The 18258-nt window shown below is 61.0% G+C and carries 18 protein-coding genes and 2 pseudogenes; 6 read left to right on the forward strand and 14 right to left on the reverse strand.

Translation table 11 applies throughout. The features are described 5' to 3' along the window. Positions 1 to 282: 282 nt before the first annotated feature. The 3 genes from K9B32_RS16505 to K9B32_RS16515 are packed head-to-tail and all read right to left on the reverse strand — an operon-like array spanning position 283 to position 3043. The gene (locus K9B32_RS16505) at positions 283 to 1545 is read right to left on the reverse strand and encodes a Zn-dependent hydrolase (protein WP_224563982.1); all 1263 of its coding nucleotides are present in this window, start codon (positions 1543 to 1545) and stop codon (positions 283 to 285) included. Positions 1546 to 1554: 9 nt separating this feature from the next. Beyond that, a complete protein-coding gene (locus K9B32_RS16510) occupies positions 1555 to 2199 on the reverse strand; it encodes a TenA family protein (RefSeq protein ID WP_224563983.1) in 645 nt (214 codons plus the stop codon). Position 2200: 1 nt separating this feature from the next. Next, positions 2201 to 3043, reverse strand: coding sequence for a BtpA/SgcQ family protein (locus tag K9B32_RS16515; protein WP_037124860.1), 843 nt, complete (start codon positions 3041 to 3043; stop codon positions 2201 to 2203). 25 nt (positions 3044 to 3068) lie between these two features. Between K9B32_RS16515 and K9B32_RS16520 the strand changes: the two genes are divergently transcribed. Then, a complete protein-coding gene (locus K9B32_RS16520) occupies positions 3069 to 3980 on the forward strand; it encodes a ribokinase (protein WP_224563985.1) in 912 nt (303 codons plus the stop codon). Positions 3981 to 4002: 22 nt separating this feature from the next. Here K9B32_RS16520 and K9B32_RS16525 read toward each other — a convergent pair whose 3' ends face one another. Genes K9B32_RS16525 through K9B32_RS16550 form a run of 6 tightly spaced genes read right to left on the reverse strand, consistent with a single transcriptional unit; the run spans position 4003 to position 9696 of the window. Continuing rightward, positions 4003 to 4773: a glutamine amidotransferase gene (locus K9B32_RS16525; protein WP_224563987.1), complete on the reverse strand. Its 771-nt coding sequence runs from the start codon at positions 4771 to 4773 to the stop codon at positions 4003 to 4005. A gap of 29 nt (positions 4774 to 4802) precedes the next feature. Next, the gene (locus K9B32_RS16530; RefSeq protein WP_224563989.1) at positions 4803 to 5867 is read right to left on the reverse strand and encodes a phosphotriesterase; all 1065 of its coding nucleotides are present in this window, start codon (positions 5865 to 5867) and stop codon (positions 4803 to 4805) included. 7 nt (positions 5868 to 5874) lie between these two features. Beyond that, positions 5875 to 6876 (reverse strand): ABC transporter permease, encoded by a 1002-nt coding sequence (locus K9B32_RS16535; protein ID WP_224563991.1) that lies wholly within the window; start codon positions 6874 to 6876, stop codon positions 5875 to 5877. After that, positions 6873 to 7691: an ATP-binding cassette domain-containing protein gene (locus K9B32_RS16540; protein ID WP_224563993.1), complete on the reverse strand. Its 819-nt coding sequence runs from the start codon at positions 7689 to 7691 to the stop codon at positions 6873 to 6875. The genes K9B32_RS16535 and K9B32_RS16540 overlap by 4 nt, the downstream gene beginning before the upstream one ends. Then, on the reverse strand, positions 7688 to 8635 hold the full coding sequence (locus K9B32_RS16545; protein WP_224563994.1) for a substrate-binding domain-containing protein: 948 nt from the start codon (positions 8633 to 8635) through the stop codon (positions 7688 to 7690). Before K9B32_RS16545 ends, K9B32_RS16540 begins: the two co-directional genes overlap by 4 nt. A gap of 38 nt (positions 8636 to 8673) precedes the next feature. Beyond that, entirely contained in the window at positions 8674 to 9696 is a 1023-nt protein-coding gene (locus K9B32_RS16550) for a LacI family DNA-binding transcriptional regulator (protein ID WP_224563996.1), read from the reverse strand. A 552-nt stretch (positions 9697 to 10248) separates the two neighbouring features. Between K9B32_RS16550 and K9B32_RS16555 the strand changes: the two genes are divergently transcribed. The 5 genes and pseudogenes from K9B32_RS16555 to K9B32_RS16575 form a co-directional block, all read left to right on the forward strand. Beyond that, the gene (locus K9B32_RS16555) at positions 10249 to 11409 is read left to right on the forward strand and encodes an ImmA/IrrE family metallo-endopeptidase (protein WP_224563999.1); all 1161 of its coding nucleotides are present in this window, start codon (positions 10249 to 10251) and stop codon (positions 11407 to 11409) included. Then, positions 11406 to 11900, forward strand: a complete 495-nt coding sequence (locus K9B32_RS16560) for a DUF4411 family protein (RefSeq protein WP_224564002.1) — start codon at positions 11406 to 11408, stop codon at positions 11898 to 11900. The genes K9B32_RS16555 and K9B32_RS16560 overlap by 4 nt, the downstream gene beginning before the upstream one ends. Positions 11901 to 12232: 332 nt before the next feature. Next, positions 12233 to 12481, forward strand: a complete 249-nt coding sequence (locus K9B32_RS16565; protein ID WP_224564005.1) for a FitA-like ribbon-helix-helix domain-containing protein — start codon at positions 12233 to 12235, stop codon at positions 12479 to 12481. Further along, positions 12478 to 12900: pseudogene (locus K9B32_RS16570) on the forward strand (type II toxin-antitoxin system VapC family toxin). Before K9B32_RS16565 ends, K9B32_RS16570 begins: the two are co-directional and overlap by 4 nt. A 237-nt stretch (positions 12901 to 13137) precedes the next feature. Further along, a pseudogene (locus tag K9B32_RS16575) lies at positions 13138 to 13388 on the forward strand (hypothetical protein); the annotation flags it as partial. 10 nt (positions 13389 to 13398) lie between these two features. Here the strand turns inward: K9B32_RS16575 and K9B32_RS16580 are convergent. The 5 genes from K9B32_RS16580 to K9B32_RS16600 all read right to left on the reverse strand — a co-directional run bounded on the left by K9B32_RS16580 (position 13399) and on the right by K9B32_RS16600 (position 18254). Further along, positions 13399 to 13773 (reverse strand): hypothetical protein, encoded by a 375-nt coding sequence (locus K9B32_RS16580; protein ID WP_411969713.1) that lies wholly within the window; start codon positions 13771 to 13773, stop codon positions 13399 to 13401. A 149-nt stretch (positions 13774 to 13922) separates the two neighbouring features. Beyond that, positions 13923 to 14129: a cold-shock protein gene (locus tag K9B32_RS16585; RefSeq protein ID WP_027511051.1), complete on the reverse strand. Its 207-nt coding sequence runs from the start codon at positions 14127 to 14129 to the stop codon at positions 13923 to 13925. A 158-nt stretch (positions 14130 to 14287) separates the two neighbouring features. Next, complete coding sequence (locus K9B32_RS16590) at positions 14288 to 15022, reverse strand: NYN domain-containing protein (protein ID WP_224564064.1); 735 nt, start codon at positions 15020 to 15022, stop codon at positions 14288 to 14290. Between the two features lie 172 nt (positions 15023 to 15194). Next, a complete protein-coding gene (locus K9B32_RS16595; protein ID WP_224564008.1) occupies positions 15195 to 16565 on the reverse strand; it encodes an alpha-glucosidase/alpha-galactosidase in 1371 nt (456 codons plus the stop codon). A gap of 21 nt (positions 16566 to 16586) precedes the next feature. Next, positions 16587 to 18254 (reverse strand): ABC transporter ATP-binding protein, encoded by a 1668-nt coding sequence (locus K9B32_RS16600; RefSeq protein WP_224564011.1) that lies wholly within the window; start codon positions 18252 to 18254, stop codon positions 16587 to 16589. Between the last annotated feature and the right edge of the window lie 4 nt (positions 18255 to 18258).

Here is an 18258-nt window from a genome sequence, read left to right on the forward strand (position 1 = left end):
CCGAGCTGCTGGAATTGTTAGGTGAAGCCGTAGTGCAGGCAATCACCAACCAGGTTCGCCGACTGGTTCCCACTTCGCGTTGCGCGGCAGCACTTCGGCAAGTCGGGACCGTATTTGTATTGGATCGCCCGCGAGCGAAAACTTTAACTTCCGGCAACCTGGCAACCAGGAGAGACACAAGGAAATGTTAAAACCCCATGCGATACATCCATAGGCATTGCAACCTGAGTGAGAATCAATCCTTGGAAGAAATCTCTTCGGCTTGGCCGAATTGAAAATATTTCAATCCAGATTCATGCGCCCATTATCGCTCCCGCAGGCAATCGCGAGCGTGGTCTGCGCAAGCACGTCGCAGCCGATGATGGCATGGGCCCGTTCGAGATACTCGGCCTCGTTGTGGCTGAGCCCATCGCGGCACGGAACGAAGATCATCGCGGCCGGCGCGACGCGATTGACGAACAGCGCATCATGAAAGGCGCCTGACAGCATCCGCGTACTTTTGACCTTGCGCGCAGCTGCTGCCTGCTCGATCGTCTGCTGCAACGCGTCGGAAAAAACGCAGGGTGCCATATCGAAGGATCGGGCCAGCTCGGCGTTGCAACCCTGCCGCTTCGCTTCCTCCGTCATGCGCGATGTCACGAACCGTTCGATCTCGTCCAGCCGCGATGGTTCGGGATGACGCATATCGACCGTGCAGTGGACCTGATCCGGGATCGCATTGACCGAGCCGGGCTCGGCCGAAATCCGCCCGACGGTGAAACGGGCGTCCGGATCGGCCGGCATCACCGCCTCGTAGAGGCCTGACAGGGCGGAGGTCAGCGCGCGCAGCGGATCGCGGCGGTAGGACAGTCCGGTCGTGCCGGCATGGGCGGTCTGGCCCTTAACCGCCACATCCAGCCAACGCGTGCCCTGGATGCCCTTCACTACGCCGATCGGAATATCGTTCGCCTCGAGCGAGGGCCCCTGCTCGATATGGACTTCTATATAGGCGTGAACCGGAAAACCGAGCGGCAACATCTCCGCCTCCGGCAGGCTTGCGATCGTCTGCGCCAGCTCCTCGGCAAAGCTTGCGCCATCAGTGGCAACCTTACCTTGCCAGGCGGCCGGGATCTCGCCCGCCGAAAACGCCATGGATCCCATGCATCCCGGCGCAAAGCGGCACCCCTCCTCGTTGGTCCAGGAGACCACGACAACGGGACGCACCGTCTCGGTCCCCGCATCCTCCAGGCTTTCCAGCACCTCGAAGGCGGAGAGGGTGCCGAGCGCGCCGTCGAACCGGCCGCCGGCCGGCTGGCTGTCGAGATGACTGCCGATGACCACCGGCGCGAGCGTATCGTTCAGGCCCTTGCGTCGGATGAAGAGGTTGGCCATCGGATCCTGGAAGACGAGGAATCCCCTCGCCTGGGCAAGCTCGGCCAGAAGCCGCCGCGCGCGGCGATCGCCTTCTGTCAGCGCCTGACGATTGACGCCGCCCTTCGCCGTGCCGCCGATGGCAGCAAAAACTTCGAGCCGGGCATTGAGACGATCGCCGTCGATATCGAGCATGGCTTTACCTCAGAGATAGGGAGCGTCGTGGAAGGCGATCTCGAGCGCCTGCGCGCGACCGAAGATGCCGCTGAGGCGTGAGCGTTCCTCCACGCTCATGCCCTCGCCGGCGGCATCCAGTTCCACCTTCAGCCACAGCGCTTGGGCGGCGAAGTCCTCGTGCGCGTGCAGGTCCACCCACTCCTTGAGCAGCGGATCGCTCATCTCGTGGCGGGCGGCGTCCTTCGACCAGGTCCAGTACATCCACTCGGCGGCGAACATGGCCGCCACCGTGTCGAGATAGCCGCCATCGCGGGAGATCGCCAGCATTCCGTCGCGGAAAGCCGCTACTTCTGGGATCGTCGTGTCATAGGCCGCGGGATCAATGCCGCGCTCAGTGAAGGTCTTTTCAAAATAGGCGATCTGCTGGTTGGCCAGCGCATCCAGAACGCCGATCAGCCAGCGCTTCTGGGCGATCGTCTCAGCCTTGGCGGCGGCAAAGGCAAAGATCGAGATCGCCGTATCGACGAAGGCGCCTTCGTAGATGAGGTAGCGTTCGAAGACCTCCTTCGAAAGCTTGTTCGCCTTGATGTCCTCGACGAAGCGATGGGTCACCATCGCATCGAAGACGGCGGCATTTTCACGCAGGATCTGCTCGGACAGTGTCTCGGTCATATCAGCCTTCCAGACCCGGACGCGCGGCTTCCACGAAGGCCTTAACGCGAGAGAGTTCCACCGGATTCCACCAGACGCCGCCTTCCTTGAGCGAGGACGCGACGATGACGCCGTTCGTCCGCTTCAGGATCTCTACGATGTTGTCCTTGGTAACACCCGAGCCAACGAGCAGCGGCAGATGTGTCGCGGCGCCGATTGTCTCGATCTCCTCCACGGTCGCCGAATTGCCGGTGCGTTGACCGGTGGCAATCACCACATCGGCGTCGAAGAAGGCGAGATCGCGGGTCAATTCCTCGATCGTCCGGTCGGCGGTGATCGCGTGGGCGCCATGCTTCACATGGCTGTCGGCGAAGACCTTGATGTGCTCGGCGCGCAGAGCCGAGCGGTAGCGCATCGCTTCGGCAGCGCGGCCTTCCATGAAGCCCTCGTTGGCGACATAGGCGTTGGCCCACTGGTTGACACGGATGAACTTGGCGCCGCCGGCCATGGCGATGGCGAAGGCGGGGATGGGGGCGTTTGCGAGCACGTTGATGCCCATCGGAATGCCGGTCGCCCGTCCGATCCTATCGGTAACGACGGACATGAAGGCGGATGTCTCAGGGCCGATATCCTCCGGCTTGGAGAAGGGAATGTCGCCGTGGTTCTCGATGATCAGACCGTGGAGCCCGCCTTCGATCAACGCTTCGGCATCGCGCATCGCCACGTCGTAGATCGCGTCCACAGTCGCGCCGCGGTAGCGCGGGGCACCAGGAAAGGGCGAGCAATGGATCATCCCGATCAGTGCCTTGTCAGTGCCGAATATTTCCCTTATGGCGCTTGAATTATTATCCGAAATCGTCTGCATTTTCATTTCCTTTCGAAGGCCAGCCATGCCTGCCAATGTTCGTGCTCATGTCATCGGTAACGTCGCTGTCGACGAAACCATATCCGTCTCGACCATGCCGGAAGCCGGGGCTTCGATCCTGGGCCGCGAAGAAACGCGCGACCTTGGCGGCAAAGGTGCGAACCAGGCCGTGGTCATGGCGCGCACCGGCCTCCCCACCACCCTCGTCGCGGCCGTGGGCGAGGATTTCCGCGCCCAGACCATTCGCGATCAACTGGCGCCGGAACCGGTCGAGACCAAGCTGATCACGCTTGCCGGCCGTTCCAGCGACTTCTCCATCATCTTCACCACGCCTGATGGCGAAAACGCCATCGTCACCACCACCGATTCAGCCGGTTCGCTGATGCCGGAAGAAGCCATCGCCGCGCTTCACACCGCCGCTGCCGGCGACCTCATGGTCCTGCAAGGCAATCTCAGCGAGGCAACCACCCTCGGCCTGCTCCAGGAAGGCCGCCGCCGCAGCCTCGTCACTGCCTTCAATCCCTCGCCTCTCAGGCCCTATTTCGGCGACTTTTGGCCGCTGATCGACATCGCATTCCTGAACCGGGGCGAGGCAGAGAGCCTCACCGGTTCGTCCGACACGGCAGCCCCCGAAAAGCTGCTGCAATCCGGCGTGCGCCACGTCGTTCTGACGCTCGGCGGCGACGGCGCGCTGCTGGCGAGCCGCGGGGCAGGCATTGCCACCATTCCGTCCGTGGCCACCAAGGCGATCGATACCACTGGCGCCGGCGACACCTTCATGGCGGTGGCGCTGGCTTCGGCCGCCTTGCGCGGCGTCGAGCTCGACACCCGCGCCATCGGCCACGCCGCATCCGCCTCGGCGCTAACCGTCAGCCGTCGCGGCACCCGCTCGGCCTTCCCGAACAGCAGCGAACTTCAGGCGATCCTGGCGCGCTGAGGCGCCGGATGCCATCGACGCCTCAGCGCTTGTCGCTCAACCAGCCGAGGATGTTCTTCCAAAGGCGGCCGTAGCCTTCCCATTCGCAGAAGGCGGGCGACAGCCAGTGCGGGCCGATATCGGATGTCCAGACAGCGCTTCGTCCCTTGCCGAACGTGCCTGTGACGAGAAGCGGATGACCGCCCTGATCATCCGGCAGACGGGCGACGACCTCGACATCGGCGCGCTCGCGCACTTCCACCTCGTTGACGCCGAGCAGCAGCGGCCATTCACCGCCCATGCCGGCGATCGCCGGGTGGTCCGCCTTGGTGATCACCGGCCCCGTGCCTTCCGGAATCTCGACGCGGTCGTCATAAGGCAGGCAGGTGACGGGCAGCACATCCTCGACCGCGGTGCGACGCCAGCGCGCCTTGCCGTCGATGCCCTGAAACGAGAAATAACCGCCGACCATAAGCAGGCCGCCGCCCTTTTCCACCCAGGCCTTGATGAGCTTCAGCCGGTTCGGCACGGTCTTGGAATGCAGCCAGACGGCTGGCGGCAGCAGCAGCGAGTTCGCGCCGATATCCGACAGGATGATCACGTCATAGGCGTCGAGCCCCGCCATATCGAAGGGGAATTTTTCGACCGCCTCATGGGCCGGCATGTAGGTCAGCTCGTACTCGCTGCCTTCGAGCGCTTTCACCAGGGGCTCGGCACCGAGATGGAAGGTGACGCTGCCGAACTGGTCGAAGCCTTTGTAATGGGTGGCGGAGCTGATCCAGCTCTCGCCGACGAGAAGGACTTTCTTGGTCATGGTCTTTCCATTCTATCATCGTTCTGCGATCAGGCCTTGGCCTCGAATACCGATCTCGGATTGTCGCGCATGAGAATGTCGAGCTGTTGATCGGTCAGCCCATGGCGCTTCAGTCGCGGCAGGAAGTGCTTGAGGATGTAGGCGTAGCCATTGCCTCCGTAACGCGTCAGCATCATCTTCAGGAAGACGTCGTGGGAGAGCAGGATACGATCGATATGCCCCTGCTCCACCAGCTTGACGATGGCTCGCGCCGCTTCCTCGTCGCTCGGGCTCTGCACCTGCTGGTCGGCGTAAAAGAAATCCATGCCGATCATGTCGTATTCCAGGAAGGCGCCGCGCGAGGCGAGCTCGCCCTGATAGGCGAGATCGTCATGCGACGGGTTCATGTGGCAGAGCACAGTGTGGTGAAGGTCCGCCCCCTCTGCCGCCGCGATATCAAGCACGCTGTGGCCGAGCCGGAACCAGCCGGGCAGATGCACCATCAGCGGAAGACCGGTGCGCGCCTGCGCCCGCGCCGCCGCCCTCAGCGACTTTTCTTCCTGATCGGTGAAATCCGACGACACTCCGATCTCGCCGATCAATCCGACCTTGATGTCGGTGCCATCGACGCCGACGGTCGCCTCCTGAACGATCTCGTCGGCGATCTGGTCGATCGTCATGCCCGCGACCTTGGCCGGATGCGACGAGCCGAGATAGTAGCCGGCGCCCATGATGATATTGAGCCCGGAAGCCTGCGATATCCGCTTCAGCGCCCGAGGATCACGCCCGATACCCTGGCAGGTCGGCTCGACGACCGTGTGGCCGCCATGTGCCGCGAAATCCTTGAGCTCGGTGATGGCCAGCGGCTCATCATCAAGCGTGATGTTGTGCTTGTTGACGAAGGGATCCTGGTGCAGTTCGCTCAGGATCTCGATGCAGACGAAACTGTCGGCGAGATACTGGCGTTCCGGCGTCTTCGGTGCATGCCACCAGCAGCGGCAGTCGTTGAGGATATGCTCGTGCATGAGCGTGGTGCCGAGAGCGGAAGCGGGGATTGCCCCCGCTACCGTCATCACCTTGCCCGAGCGCACATGCGCTTCTGAAAGTTCGCTCATGCCGCCCTCACTTCTTCTTTCCGCCGAAGCGGAAGTTGGTGGTGAAGATCTTCGTGTTAAGCCAGATCGCCACGAGGATGATGGCGCCCGTCACGATCTGCGTGAAGAAGGGCGAGATGTGCATCAGGATCAGCCCGTTGCCGATGACGGCGATGGTGAGCGTCCCGAGCACCGTGCCGAGAATGCTGCCGCGTCCGCCCATCAGCGATGTGCCGCCGAGCACCACGGCCGCGATAACCTGCAGTTCGAAGCCCACCGCGGCATTGGACGAGCCGGAGCCTAGGCGGGCGGCGATCAGAAGTCCGGCCAATGCGCAGGCAACGCCCGACACCATGTAGACCGAGGCAACGATCCATTTCGCCGGCATGCCGACGCGTCGTGCCGCTTCGAGATTGGAACCGACCGCGACGACCTGCCGGCCGTATTTCGTGTAGGCGATGACGACGTAGCCGATCACGGCCACAAATACGGCGATCAGCGCCGGAACCGGGAACCCGAGAAACTCACCCCGGCCGAGCCAGAAGAAGCCGGGCGCATCCTTGATCGGAATCGAATATCCCTGCGTCAGCCACAGCGCAAAACCTCGCAGAATGGAGAGGCCCGCGAGCGTGACGATGAAGGCCGGGATGCCCTGATAGGCAACGAACCAGCCCTGGGCGATGCCCATCAGAGCGCCAAAGGCGATCATGCCGATCACTACAGTCGGCCATGGATAGCCCATGGCCATGATGATCGCCGCCACGGCGTTGACCAGCGCCACCTGCGAACCGACGGAAAGGTCGATGCCACCGGTTATGATGACAAGCGTCATCGCAACCGCGACAACCAGGATGGGCGCCGCCTGGCGCACGACGTTGAGGATATTGCCGAGCGTCAGGAACGTGTCCGTGGTGGCCGAGAAGAAGACAAGGCAAGCGAGGAAGAACACTGTGATCGACAGCACCTGCGCGTGTTCGGAAAGGACGTCGGCGACCGGCGATCCGGCCGCACGTTCGGTATAGGCGCTCAATGCTTCTGCCCTCCGACGATGAGCTGCACAAGATCCTGCAGGTCGGTCTTGGCGATATCGCGTTCGGCGACCTTGGTGCCTTCGTACATGACGGCGATACGGTCGCAGACGCGGAAGAGATCCTGCAGACGGTGGGTGATCAGGATGACCGAGACCCCTTTTGCCTTGAGCCGGTTGATCAGGTTGAGCACGGCTTCGACTTCCGCCACGGCGAGAGCCGATGTCGGCTCGTCCATGATCAGCACCTTCGGATTGAAGGACGCGGCGCGCGCGATCGCGATCGCCTGCCGCTGACCGCCCGACAGTTTCTCCACCTTGGCTCCAAGTCGTGGGATGCGGATCTCGAGCGCATCAAGCATGGCGCGGGCCTCGGTCAGCATGCGCGCGCGGTCGAGGAACGGCCCCCTGGTCAGTTCGCGGCCGAGAAACAGGTTGCCGACCACATCGACATGGTCGCACAGGCTGAGGTCCTGGAACACCATTTCGATATTGCGATGGCGGGCGTCGGCCGGTCCGCTGAAGCGAACCTCCTGTCCGTCGACGGCGATCGTGCCGTCATCGGGGATATAGGTGCCGGAGATGACCTTGGTCAGCGTCGACTTGCCGGCTGCGTTATCGCCGACCAGTCCCAGGCATTCGCCGGGATAGATGTCGAGATCGACGCCGCGCAGCGCCTGATGCGAGCCGAAATTCTTGCGAATTCCCTTCAAGGAAATGCGGGGCTGGCGAATGCCGCCTTCGCCGGACTGCCGGGGGAGGATTTCTCCGCCCCCGGATCCTGCGACAGCGGTTGGGTGCTGTCCGTCAGAGATCATTTGAAAACGGCCCGGTAGGGTTCGACGTTCTCCTTGGTGACGATAGTGATCGGCACCGAGATCGTCTTCTCGACGCTGCCGCCGTCCGAGATCTTCTTCAGGGCATCGACGGCCGCCGCACCCATGGCGGAAGGATCCTGCTGGATCACGGCGGTGACATAGCCCGCGTCGATGCCGGCAATTGCCTGGGCGGTCAGATCCCAGCCGAAGATCTTGACACCAGACTGCTTGCCCTGGCTTTCGACAGCGGCGATGGCGCCCATCAGCGCCGGCTCTCCGGTGGCGTAGACGGCGTTCATGTCGGGGTTGCCGGTGATGAGGTTTTCAGCGGCGGCAAGCGCGTTGTCCTGGATGTTCTGGCCATCGACGACGCCGGCGGTGGTGACGCCTTCGACACCCTTGACGGTCTTTTCGAAGCCTTCCTGGCGGACATTCTGGATGAAGGAATTCAGTGCGCCGACAACGCCATACTTGGCCTTGCCGTCCATGTTACTCTTCACGTACTCGAGGAAGAATTTGCCCATGTCGGCACCGGCCTTGGCATTGTCGACGCCGATCTGCGCCTTCTGCGGGCCTTCGGGGAGTATAGCATCGATGGCAACGACGGGAATGCCCGCGGCAGCAGCCTGCTGCACGGCCGGCATGATTCCGTTAACGTCGATGGCAACGACCGCGAGGCCGTCGACCTTCTGCTGGATATAGGTTTCGATGGCGCTGTTTTGCGCGGCCGGGTCGTTGTTGGCGTTGAAGATCACGAGCTTGGCGCCGGCCGCGTCGGCGGCCTTTTGCGCGCCTTCGTTCATCTGGTTGAAGAACAGCGCCTGCTGGTTGATCTGCACAAGCGCGAAGGTCTTTTCAGCGGCAAAGGCACTCCCGAACGAGATACCGGCAAAGACCGTGGTTGCGAGTGCGCTCGTAAACATCCTGCGTGTCAGAATAGTCATGTCTTGTTCCTCTGGTTAGGTTCATCTTTGTTGCTTTTTTATTGTTTCGACGGCGGTGCAACGGAGTTCCGCACGACGATTTCGACCGGCAGCAGTTCCTCGGAGCGCAAGGTTTCCGGCTCCTGCCAGTTTGTTTCAAGAAGCAGCGCGAGCGCCCGCTCGCCAAGCGCCCGGACAGGCTGGCGTATGGCGGTCAGCGGCGGTGCGAAGAGATGCAGGGGGCTCACATCGTCGAAGCCGATCACCGAGACCTCGCCGGGAATCGCGACGCCCTCGGCGCGAAACACTTCGATCAACCCGATCGCAATCTCGTCGGAACTGGCGAAAATGCCGGTTGCCGGCTTGCCCTCGTCGATAAAACGGCGCGCCGCCTGCCGGCCGAACTCCACCGTGAAACTACCCTCGTGGCGTGTCAACTGGAATGGCTCCCCCCGCTCCATGAGCGCACGCTCAAGGCCCCGGGAGCGACGGCGCGTGCTGATCATTTGCTGCGGGCCGCCAATATAGACCACACGCCGATGGCCATGCTCGGCAAGATGCCGGCCCGCGAGATATCCGCCTTCCTCGTTGTCGCAGAAGAGCTTTGGCACCATTGCGTCCGGCACGTCTTCGTCGACGATGACCACTTTTCCGGTCTGATTTATCAATGCGCCCAGTTCGCCGTCGTCAGGGTGATTGGTAACGAAGATGAGACCGTCGACATGATTGCGGGCAAGAGCCGTCACGTACGAGATTTCACGGCCGGGACGGTTGAGCGTCGCATGCAGCGACAGCGCGAGCCCGCGCTTGTCCGCCTCCTGCTCGACCGCGGCGACGAGCGTGGCGAAGAAGGGATTGGCGATGTCGGGCACGACGAGACCGATCGTATCCGATCGGCCGCGGCTCAGACGACGGGCATGCGGGTTCGGCTCGTAACGAAGATCCAGGATCGCCTTGTCAATACGCTCTTTGGTTTCCGGAGGGAGCTGGAGCGAACCGTTCAGAAGCCGTGACACGGTCGCCACCGATACGCCAGCGGCGTCGGCAACATCTTTCAGGCTTGTAGCACGCTTGCTCGCCATAACGTCTCGATGCCCAGGTGTGCGTCCGCGCATTGTAAAGCGATTTACTAAACCGCTTTACAATGGCATCGACAAGCTGCGTGTCAAGCGCAATATTTAGGCATGAAGAGAAATTAGGCGAGAGCGAGGACTCCGCGACATTGGCCACGACTACTGAGATTATTTCCCTCGAAACAGAATACACCGGTCTTGAAGGGATGTGAACCACGGCCTCAACGGCTACGCGAAACCAAGACCCTGAAAATATGTAATAATTTCCTCAGTCGGTGGGAGTAGGTGCAATGGAGTGAAATGAATTTTTGGCTCGCAGTGCCGCACGGTCGTTGTGGCGGCAAATAGGCCGCCGATCTGGTGCGCTTACGGCGCATCACGTCCGCCATTGCGAAAACCGTGTTGACGTCTGCTTCGCTTGCCCACACATATCCCCCTATACAGGGAGACGGTTGTGCGCGTTGCCGCGCCGCCCTTATTCCTGTGCGAAAGTCCCGCATAAGCTTTCGTAACCAAATTCCGCTATGTAAGAATTGACCTTGACCGCAGGCTTAGTACCGCATGACCGTTGCAATGATCAATGAGAAGGTTCTGGCTTGGGCGGTTGACCGCGCCGAGATTCCCCTCGACGTTGTCGCCAAGAAGGTCAACGTGAAGCGGGAGCGGCTCGCCACCCGGCTCGAAGGCGAGGAGCGCCCGACCTTTCGCCAGGCCCAGAATCTGTCCAGCATCCTGCACATTCCCTTCGGATATCTGTTTCTGAAAGAGCCGCCGGAAGAAAAGCTGGCGATCCCGGATCTGCGCACAGTTGGCAGCGACCCGGCCCGCCGGCTGGACCTGAACTTCCGCGATCTTTTGAGCGACGTCCTGTTCAAGCGAGACTGGTTTCGCGACTTCATTCAAGATCATGCCGGCCATCAGCTCGGCTTCGTCGGTAAATATCAGGCAAGCGACAGTACCCGCGTGATCGCCGCCGACATGCGTCAGGTGCTTTATGGCGAGGAGGGACCGCTCAGGACCGGCAATTGGGAAGAGCATCTGCGCATGCTGATCGACAAGGCTGAAGGTGCAGGGATCTGGGTGATGCGCAACGGTATCGTCGGCTCCAACACCCACCGTCCTCTCTCCGTCAGCCAATTTCGCGGCTTTGCTATCGCCGACAAGGTTGTGCCGCTAATCTTCATCAACGGCAAGGACGCTAAGGCGGCGCAGATCTTCACCTTCGCGCATGAGCTTGCGCATCTGTGGCTTGGCGAAAGCGGCGTTTCCAACGTGCAGCTGGGCGACGCCGATTACGGCGTTCACCAGCAGATCGAGCGCAAGTGCAACGAGATCGCTGCGGAGTTCTTGATCCCGGCCGCTGGTTTCCCGTCGCAGTGGCGGGCCGCCGACACGCTGTCCGACAATGCCGATCGCCTGTCCCGTGTCTATAAGGTGAGCCGGATCGTCATCGTGCGCCGCGCGCTCGATCTCGGCCTGATCGATCATGCAGCCTATGGGCGTTTTTATGCGATCGAAGCTGCGCGCTGGAACGACACGGCGGCAGGTGATGGCGGTAGCTTTCACAATAACCTGCCCCTCCGCAATGGCCAGCGTTTCACAAGAGCGGTGGTCAATCAGGCGGTCAGCGGCGCCATGCTATTGCGCCACGCCGCCTCCTTGCTCAATGCGCAGCCAACAACGATCCTCAGCTATTATAAGCAGGGTCGCACGGCACAATGAAGTTTCTGCTCGATACCAACGTTTTCATCGAGGCGAAGAACCGCTATTACGCCTTCGACATCTGCCCGGGCTTCTGGGAATGGATGCACAGCGTGTGCGAGACCGATGTCGCTTCGATCGTCAGCGTTCGCGACGAGCTGGTCGTCTACAAGGACGAGCTGGCGGAATGGGCCAAGGAACGCAAGGATGCGGCGTGGTTTCTCGCTGTCGACGATGAGGACACTCAGGGCAATTTCACCGAGATCGTCCAGCATGTGGCGTCCGCCCATTACACCGATCCGGCCGTCGCGAAATTTCTAGACAGCGCCGATTCTCTCCTGATCGCCAAGGCCAGCGCAACCGGTGCGACCGTTGTCACGCACGAACTACCGAACCCGGAAGCGAAAAAGCGGGTCCTGATCCCCGACGTCTGCAATGTCTTCGATGTTCCCTATATGAACACATTCGAAGCGCTGCGGCAGTTTTCGGCCAAGTTCGTCTGGTCGCCGTAAGGGTCACAGCCAGTGGTCATGTCGACACGCTGAGTCGGTCGACGGGCCATCGGATGGGCCTCGATCTTGTCACGATTTAAGTGAGTTAAAATACATCGTCATCAGCATCTATTTCGGACAAATCCCCTTCAAGGATCGACAATCCCAACTCCTCGATACGACTGGAGCCGTCATAGCGCCTATCGAAGCGCGCGATAGGATGATTGAAGTAGTGCTCGTCCAGGACCTTCAAAATTCCGGATCCCGGCAAAGCGGACGCGTATTGGCGCGCTGAACCGCAGAAAATTGCACACTTGCAATCAATGCCATATATCCAATCGATGGAGGCGCTTATGGCCAGCATGACGATTCGCAACATTGATGATACGCTAAACCAGCGCCTGCGCGTGCGCGCGGCCAGTCACGGGCGATCCATGGAAGACGAAGCGCGCGATATTCTTCGATCAGCGCTCGCCGTGAGCGAGAGGCCAGCCCGCAATCTGGCAGAGGCGATCCGTTCGCGTATAGTGCCCACCGGCGGTGTCGCACTCGATCTTCCCGCACGCGACCTGATCCGTGAAGCGCCGGACTTTGGCCCGTGATCATCCTGGATACCAACGTCCTTTCGGAACTGCTTGCACCCTCTCCCAGTTCCGCCGTCATCGAATGGCTTGCTGCACAGCCCTCGCCTTCTGTGTTCACAACTGCGATTACTGAGTCTGAGATCCTCTATGGTCTAAGGCTCCTGCCGGAGGGCCATCGCCGTCGCGAGCTGGAAGCGGCAATCCTGTCGATTTTTAGCGACGATCTGTCTGGTCGCGTCCTGCCGTTTGACCGCGATGCCGCCGATGTCTACGCCACCGTCGCTACCAAACGACGTGCTGCCGGCCGCCGAATCAGCCAGTTTGATGCATAGATTGCGGCTGTAGCCCTGTCTCGCGGTGCCTCGCTTGCGACCCGCAATGTTTCTAATTTCGACGGACTTGATCTGGTGATCGTCAACCCTTGGCGGATCGGCTAAATTTGCGCGATTCCGAGAGGAAAAGCCTTACCGTGGGGACGGCCTGCCCGAGCTGGAGGAGTATCACTGTTTGGCCCACGCCAGAACGATGATTGAGTCTGCAGATGGGATCCAATCGCGTGCCGAAACGCTGGATGCGCTCGACGCCATCCTGCCCTTCGATCGTCGCGACCAGCTGGCCGCCCCGCCCTTTTGACCAACGAGGACGTCGCGACGCTCAAGCATCTAGCGCGCAGGGCATTGCGGGTCGAGGACCTGGTCGACGAGGAACCGGTGCGCACCGACCCGGCCGACGCGATCTCCGCTCCCCTGCCCTGCCTGACGATCTATCTCGGCCGCACCAAGACGACGACGGCAAGGCCGCCAACCGCGGCATTCCGCTCCTCGAAGCGATGCAGCAGTCGCTGCACAAGTCGGTGACGCAGGCGGCGAGTTACTACAACAACGTCGAACGGAAGAACGGTCGTGCGGCGCGACTGGTGCTCTGAGCGCGTCTAACTAGACGTCAGCAAAGGGCAGAGTGTCGGACGGTTCCTCCTGTTCCGCACTTCTCCCGGAGCGTGTGGTCCCGCCGGCGGCAAGCTCTGCCTTGCCCCAGGCCTCGGCGCGTTGCATCAGCGACACCATCTCGCCTTTCAACCGGTGCGATCGTTGCAGGTCGCCGGCGTGGTCCAAGTTGCGGCGCGGATCATAGAAAACGGCGATCGCCTGGCCCTGCGCCTGTCGCGCTGCTTCCAACCGCGACTTGACGCTTTCCAGCTCGACCTTTGCCGCGAAGTACCGTCTCATCACCGCGATCAGTTCGCGGTCGCCGGCGCCGATATCCATGTTGCCTCCCTGGCATGTCGCAGTCAGGTCGTGATCGACAACCATGGCAAAATCGCGATGCGCCTGCCCTGGCAATCGTCCGCTGCCCAACAAAAAACCCGGCGCGGAGGAGGTGCGCCGGGTTTCGATAGAGACTGACAGCTTGGGAGGAGGTGAATCGCGTCGGCCTCCCGACTGTCGCATCAAAATTGGGTTCAGGCCTGCAGGTTGTCCGCCGACATCTTCCCGGACTTGCGATCCTTAACCAGCTCATAGGTAATCTTCTGGCCGTCGTTCAGTCCACGCATTCCAGCCCGCTCCACCGCGGAGATGTGCACGAAGACATCGGCGCTGCCGTCGTCAGGCTGGATAAAACCAAAGCCTTTTGTTGCATTGAACCACTTCACGGTACCGGTCGCCATAATGTCTTCCTTTGATCATTGTCTTGCCGAGCCTCGGAGCTCGGCGAACGCTCTTCTTTGCGCCAGCATTGATAGACGCTTCTGGCCTCACGTGAAAGCCATACAATCTGTCACTGCGTCTCGGCACCCTCCGTCCTCCCAATCGCGCCGGCGTTGCCCTACTTACTGTTTTGTTGTTTCACGCGGATGCTGATGGGACCGCTCTCGGCTTGGCGAATCTCGAACTGATTTGTCTTACGGATAAGATCGCTAAGTTTTCGGAAGCCGAACGTGCGTGGGTCGAAGTCCGGCGCCAGGTTCAACAGTTGCTTGCCGACGGTACCCAGATTGACCCAGCCATCTTCGGTGTCCTCTTGCGACAGCACCTTTTTGATCAACGGCACGGCGGTGCTTGCCGGTTGCAGCGGCTTTTCGGCAGACGCGGTGTTTTGCTCATCCTTGATCGCTCCGGGAAGTAGGTTTTCGGTATAGACGAACCGGCGGCAGGCTTGACGAAAACTCTCCGGCGTCTTCTGCTCGCCGAAGCCGAACACGTCGACGCCCTGCTCGCGAATCCGGGCGGCAAGTCGCGTGAAATCACTGTCCGACGACACGAGGCAGAAACCGTCGAAACGGCCACTGTGTAACAAATCCATTGCATCGATCACCAAGGTGATGTCCGAGGCATTCTTTCCCGTCGTATAGGCAAACTGCTGCTGGGGAATGATGGCGTGTTTGGCGAGCACATCCGCCCATCCCTTCGAGCGCGTGCCGGAGAAATCGCCATAGATCCGGCGGACACTCGCCTCGCCGATCTTGGCGACCTCTTCAAACAGCCCGTCGGAGATTTTGGCCGACGTATTGTCGGCATCGATGAGGACGGCCAGGCGCGGGGACCGAGTTTCAGACGGCATAGGGTTTCCTTCCCTTCCCGAGGTCAAATGCCTCTCACCAACTTTGCGACCCACCTGGCCTTGTAACTGGGTCTAGGTCAGGCAGAGCCGGCGTTTGATTGACGCGACGGCAGTAAAAAGTCCCGCGGCAAAGCCGCGGGACCTCTTGTGGCCGTGACCGGGAGAGAGATGGTCAGGCGGCCTGAACCTTGCGGCCGGTGCGCGCCCATGCGGGCAGCCAGTCGCCGTGGGCGGCGAGCAGATCATCGACCATGGACCAGATCTGGTCGAGGTCGAGTTCCGCAGCCGTATGGGGGTCCATCATCGCGGCGTGGTAGATATGCTCGCGATTTTCCGTCATCAGCGCCTGGACCGTCAGTTCCTGGACGTTGATGTTGGTGCGGATCAGCGCCGTCAGTTGCGGCGGCAGGTCGCCGATGAAGGTCGGCTGGATGCCCGAGGCGTCGACCAGGCACGGCACTTCGGCGGCGCAATTGTTAGGCAGCGAGGTGATGCAGCCATTATTGCGGACGTTGCCGTAGATCACTGAGGGTTCGCCAGTCCATACCGAATTGATGATCGAGGACGCGTACTCCTTCGACTGTTGAACTTCGATCTTGTCGGCCGAACGGTAGGCTTCCGCCTGTCCCTTCCAGCGCTCGATCTGCTCGATGCAACGCTTCGGATATTCGTCGAGCGGAATACCGAACTTCTCGATCAGGTCCTCGCGACCTTCCTTGATGAAGTAGGGCGTGTACTCGGCAAAATGCTCCGAGCTCTCGGTGACGAAGTAGCCGAGCCGCGTCAGCATTTCATAGCGCACCTTGTTCGGGCAGCGCGGATTCCAGCCGGGCTTGGGTGCGCGTCCTTCCCGATAGGCGCGCACCAGATCCGGATAGAGATCCTTGTAGGAACCGTCCGGCTGGCGATGCTCGAACTTCAGATAGAAGGCCATGTGGTTGATGCCGGCCGAGCGGTAGCGGATCTCTTCGTAGGGAATATCGAGGTCGTGGGCGAGTTCCATCGCCGTGCCCTGCACCGAGTGGCAGAGGCCCACCTGCTTGATCGTGGGATACTTTTCCGCAATCGCCCAGGTGTTGATCGCCATCGGGTTGACGTATTGCAGCATGATCGCCTCGGGGCACACGGCAAGCATGTCCTCGCAGATCTTCCACAGATGCGGCACGGTGCGGAGGCCGCGCATGATGCCGCCGACGCCGAGCGTATCGGCGATCGTCTGGCGCAGCCCGTATTTCTTCGGGATTTCGAAGTCGGTGACGGTGCAGGGCTCGTAGCCGCCGATCTGGAAGGCGACGACAACGAAGTCGGCGCCCGTCAGCGCCTCGCGCTGGTCGGAATAAGTCTCTGCCTTTGCCTTGACCCCAAGCGTTGAGATCAGCTTGTTGACGACAATGGCGCTTTCTTCGAGGCGCTGCGGATTGATATCCATCAATGCGATGGTGGCGCCAGACAGAGACGGCCGCTGCAGCACGTCGCCGATGATGTTCTTCATGAAGACGGTGGAGCCAGCTCCGATAAACGTGATCTTGGGATTTCTTGCCATTATAACCTCCGGCATGTGCAATCAGGCTACCTCGAAAGCGGCTTTGACGAGCCGTTCCGTGTAGGCGGTCTTGGGATTGGTGAGAACTTCGTTGACGGGTCCCTCTTCCATGATCTTGCCATGCTGCATGACGATCACCCGGTGGCAGAGGGCGCGCACGACCTTGAGGTCGTGCGAGATGAAGAGATAGCTGAGGCCGCGCTCGTCCTGCAGCTTGCGCAGCAATTCGATGATCTGGGCCTGGACGGACAGGTCAAGCGCTGATGTCGGTTCGTCGAGCAGGATGAACTCCGGTTCGAGCGCGACGGCGCGAGCGATTGCGATGCGTTGGCGCTGACCGCCGGAAAACTCGTGGGGAAAGCGCGACAGGATATTGCCGGGCATGCCCGCCGCAGTCAGTGCCTCGCGAACGCGGTCGAGCCGTTCAGCCCTGGTCGCGCCGAGTTCGTTGACAATCAACCCCTCCTCGATGATCTGGCCGATCGTCATGCGCGGATTGAGCGACGAGAACGGATCTTGAAAGACGACCTGCATGCGCGAACGCAGCGGCCGCATCTCGGCCCGTGACTTGCCGTGGATAGGCAGCTTGTCGAAAAAGATCTCGCCACCATCAGGATCATTCAGTCGAAGCAGAGCCTGTCCGAACGTCGTCTTGCCGGAGCCGGATTCGCCGACCAAGCCCAGCGTCTCATGGCGGCGAAGCGTCAGGTTCAGGCTATCGACCGCAACCAGTTCCTTCAGCTGTGGTTTGAAGAAGCTGCCGTGGCGCATCATGAAGGAGACGCGTACGTCCCTGGCCTCCAGGATAACATCCGATCCTTCCGGTAGCGGATTGGCCTGACCGCGCGGCTCGGAGCCGAGAAGATGCTTGGTGTAGGCATGCTGCGGGTTGGCAAACAGCCGCCCCGTCGTGTTGTGCTCGCGCATTTCACCATGCTGCATGACGTAGACATAGTCGGAGAACTTGCGCACGACCGTCAGGTCGTGGGTAATGAGGATCACCGCCATTCGCAGTTCCGTCTGGAGATTGCGAATGAGATTGAGAATCTGCGCTTGCACCGTCACGTCTAGCGCCGTCGTGGGCTCGTCTGCAATCAGCACATCGGGATCGTTGGCAAGGGCCATGGCGATCATCACACGCTGGCGCTGTCCGCCCGAAAGCTGATGTGGATACTGCTTCAGGCGTGCTTCCGGATCGGGAATCTGAACATGCTTCAAGAGTTCCAACGCCCGCGCCTCGGCTTGCTTGCGGCTGACCTTGCGGTGGACGCGGATCGCTTCGACGATCTGGCTGCCGACGGTGTAGATCGGGTTCAGCGAACTCATCGGTTCCTGGAAGATCATCGAGATCCGATCGCCTCGCAGTTTGCGGCGCTGACGCTCCGAAAATGTCAGGATATTGGTGCCGTCATATTCCACGCTTGAGTTGTCGGAGACGGTGGCACGCTTCGACAGAAGCCCCATGACTGTGCGGGCCGTCACGGATTTGCCGGAACCGGACTCGCCGACAATGGCAATGGTTTCTCCACGGTAGAGCTGAAAGGAAATATCCTTCACCGCATCGACGATGCCGTGCTCGACCTTGAATTTGACGCCGATATTGCGGGCGTCGATGATCGGGCTTTCAGTGCGCCCCTCGTGATCGAGGCGAACGGGCGGGGCGAAGGAGTTGACGAGTGCAAGGGCCATGTTC

The organism is Rhizobium sp. 3T7, from assembly GCF_020166565.1.
In the GTDB taxonomy this organism is placed as follows: domain Bacteria; phylum Pseudomonadota; class Alphaproteobacteria; order Rhizobiales; family Rhizobiaceae; genus Rhizobium.